General features: G+C 51.0%; 3 protein-coding genes. All 3 read right to left on the reverse strand.

From position 1 onward, the window contains the following. Nucleotides 1-1567: efflux RND transporter permease subunit (locus WC490_08020; protein ID MFA5098546.1), on the reverse strand; the 1567-nt coding region annotated here is incomplete at its 3' end. A gap of 142 nt (nucleotides 1568-1709) precedes the next feature. Beyond that, nucleotides 1710-2486, reverse strand: coding sequence for a hypothetical protein (locus tag WC490_08025; protein MFA5098547.1), 777 nt, complete (start codon nucleotides 2484-2486; stop codon nucleotides 1710-1712). A gap of 12 nt (nucleotides 2487-2498) precedes the next feature. Continuing rightward, nucleotides 2499-3541, reverse strand: a 1043-nt coding sequence (locus WC490_08030) for a hypothetical protein (GenBank protein MFA5098548.1), incomplete at its 5' end; no start/stop codon positions are given.

A 3541-nucleotide genomic window follows, 5' to 3' on the forward strand; every position in this document is an offset into this window, starting at 1 on the left:
GCCTGCTCAGGGAAGATTCGTGGTCATCCTCGTACGTCACCCGCTGTTTACCCAGAGACATAAAGACAGGGACCAGGCATACGGCGGTGATGATCGAGGCAACCAGGGAAAAGGTGATGGTCAGCGAAAGTTGTTTGAAGATCTGCCCCACGACTCCCACGACAAAGGCAAAAGGCAGGAATACCGCAACGGTGGTGAGTGTGGTCCCCACGACCGGGGAAAACATCTCCTCCGCACCTTCAATACAGGCGGTCTTCTGGCCCTTTTTCATCTTACGGTGCCGGAAGATGTTCTCAATGACGACAACGGCGTTATCGACAAGCATACCGACACCCAGCGCAAGGCCACCCAGGGACATGATATTAAGATTTATGTTGGTAAAGTACATAAGGCAAACGGTGGCCATGATGGAGATGGGGATGGAGGTGGTGATAACGAGGGCGGAGCGGAAATCACGCAAGATGAGGAATAACACGATGAATGCCAGGAATGCGCCTTGTACCGCAGAATTCCGCACGCTTGCGAGAGCTTCCTGGATGAATTGCGACTGGTCGTAGGTGACCTGTATGACGACTCCTTTGGGGAGTTTTTCGGAGAGCAGCTTCTGTATTTCCTTGCGTACCCCCCTTACTACCTTGAGGGAATTAGTGCCGGATTGTTTCCTGATGACCAGGGAAACGCTCTCCTTGCCGTTGTAACGGGAAATACTTGTCTTTTCTTTGACCGTATCTTTGACCCTGGCGATATCTTTCAGGAAAACCAGGCGTTTTGCCTCTTTTTCTTTTTCTTCTTTTTCCTTGATCGTTTTTGCTTCTTCTTCAGGCAGGTCAAGGGCCGCCGGGGTCTCCTGGATCTCTTCCACCCTTTGGAATTCCCCCATCGTGCGGATGAGGTATTCATAAAAGCTTTCTTTGATGGTCCCTGCCGGGTAATTGAGGTTGGTAGACTTGAGGCCGTCCACGACAGAGACGATGGAGATTTGCGAAGCGCGCAGGCGCGGCTGGTCGATCTCAACCAGGATCTCGCGCTCGTCACCGCCGTTGATGGTAGCCGAAGCAACGCCTTCGACTTTTTCTATGCTGTCTTTGATGTGCTTATTGCACATCTCCCGCAGCTCTAAGGGGGTAAAAGGGCCGGTAATGGCGAGGTTCATCACCGGCAGGTCAAAGGGGTTGTATTTCATGACTACCGGTTCCTGGGATTCCCTGGGGAGGCGTTCTTTGATCAGGTCTATCTTTTCGCGCACGTTAAGTGCGGCAAAGTCCATGTTCGTTCCCCAGTTGAACTCTATCATCACCAGGGAGATGCCTTCTTTGGAGATGGAGCTGATGCGTTTTACGTTATTGACGGTGCCGGCTGCTTCTTCGACGAGCTTGGTGATAAGGCTCTCGATTTCTTCGGGGGCGGCGTTCTGGTAAGACGTGACTACCGTTAACTGGGGGTAGGCGATCGAAGGAAAAAGTTCCTGCGGCAGGCGGGACCAGGATATGAAGCCCAAGAGGATTACCGCCGTAAAGAACATTAAGGTGGTAACCGGTCGGTTGACGCAAAGCCTGGATATTTTCATAGGCGGTCAGATAAACAAAAAAAGGGGCAAGACCAATGCCTTATAGCAAAGGCACCGGTTTACCCCCTCAAGTAAAACCGTTTTTGCCAGTCCCTGTCCCTTTCTAATATGTCCCTATTATACCATATAAATAGGAAAATTCCTATTCTTTCAGGATCGTGATGAATAGCGCAGAATTCCTATCTTCAGAAGCAGCATATTCAAGGTGGATCTTTTGCCCTGCGGCAAGGGCATTCGACTCCAGAAATACCGGTTCGGACGCATCGATGCTTTTTTTCGCGATACGGGTATCTCCCGTCAACAGGATGTCTTTCTTGATGGTTTTGCCGTTCTTATCCTCGAAAGAAATATTCATTGTCTTAATCGGCGATTTTATGTTCAGGGATTCGATCTTTGCATCGACGGTGACAATGGAACCCTGTGCTGCCCCCGGCCGGTATGTTATGGACGAGCGTTGTGCCCGGTGTTCTTCGTTCGAATCCCTTTCCGGAGGAGGCATCTTTTCATCCGACTGCTTGGCCTCCAGCACTTTGGTTACCGTAAGGTGGTAATAGCGGATACACTCGTTTTCGCTGGTTTTCTTCCCTTCTTCGTCGACCATGTGCTTAATGGTGCACCCGATATCATAAAGGCCGTCTGCGATCCCGGTTAACGATACCAGGTTTGTTTCTCCCAGGTCAGTCAGGGTGCCTTTGAGGATTTCGTTAAAATCGCCCCGGAGGATATATGCCCGGCCGTTCTTCCCGAAAAGGACCAGGCGTTCTACCTTCTTGCGCGGCTGCAGCAGGAGCCTGCCGGCCACGGCGATCTCGGTCTCCTTCATTACCAGCTTTTCTTCGGCGGCGAAAAGAGTGTCCGCGGACAGGCAGGTCACTAAGCCCGCAATGATCGTCCAGAAAGCAATCGCCTTATACACCATCGAGCCTCCTTTTTATTTGATAGCGGCAAGCAGCGCGTTTAGATCGTATACCAGCACATGAGGGCCGGCAACGATGAGTTTTTTACCGTCCGGGCTGACGTCAATGCTGAATACCACATCAGCGGCCTTGAAGACCCCCAGCAAGCTCTTGTTCGCGTAATCAAAGACCCTGATCTTTCCGTCTTTGCTTCCGGTAAACAGGTACTTGCCATAAAATTTCACCGTATTGATCCAGTCCCCATGGACCCAGTTGAAATAGGGCTTCTTTTCAATACCGTCGGCACCCTTTTGCCAAACAACAAGCTGGGCGTCCCCTCCTCCGGAGGCAAGGAAATTGCCGTCTGCCGAAAAATCGAGCGCGAGCACCATGAATTTATGTTCGTTCAGCACTTGCGCAGGGAATTGTGCCTGGATAGGGGTAATGCTGATTTTGCGGTCACGCGAACCGGAGGCGATCAGGCTGCCGTCAGGGGAGAAGGCAAGGTAATAAATCCCTGCCCCATGCGCCTTGATCTCCTGTTTAGGCTCATAAGTGCTTGTATTGTAAAGAGTTATATCTCCTTTATTCAGATAGGCCGCCGCAAGGGTGGCTCCGTCGGGAGAAAACCGCACATCAGAAATTGCCTTGCCAAGCTCATAAATTGTCTTTGCTTTATCCTTTTTATCAAGATCAAAAATGGTGATCCTGCTTTCCTTGTCGCCAAAGGCAATGATGTTCAGGGAAGGGTGGAAGGCAACGCAATAAATGGGGTTTTTCGAGAAGTTCTTATCGAGTATCGCCGCGTCATTTTTAAAGTCATAAACCATGACCGTGCCGTTCCTTAAGGCAAAGGCGCAGTAGTCGCGGCTACATGCTGCGCGGTAGGCAGGAGAGGGCAGGGAGATCGTTTTTGACGGGGCGGGAGCCAGGAGTTTTGCCTGTTCCGTTGCGGCGACTTCGGCCGTCTGGCTTAATTTGATCCCTATTTCAAACCCCTCTTTTTTAAGCTTGTCAATGGCCTTTTGCTGACAGAAGGCAGGCGCCGCACTCATGATTAAACCCAACGATACCGCTA

This window comes from Candidatus Margulisiibacteriota bacterium (genome assembly GCA_041650635.1).
GTDB lineage: Bacteria > Margulisbacteria > WOR-1 > JAKLHX01 > JBAZKV01 > JBAZKV01.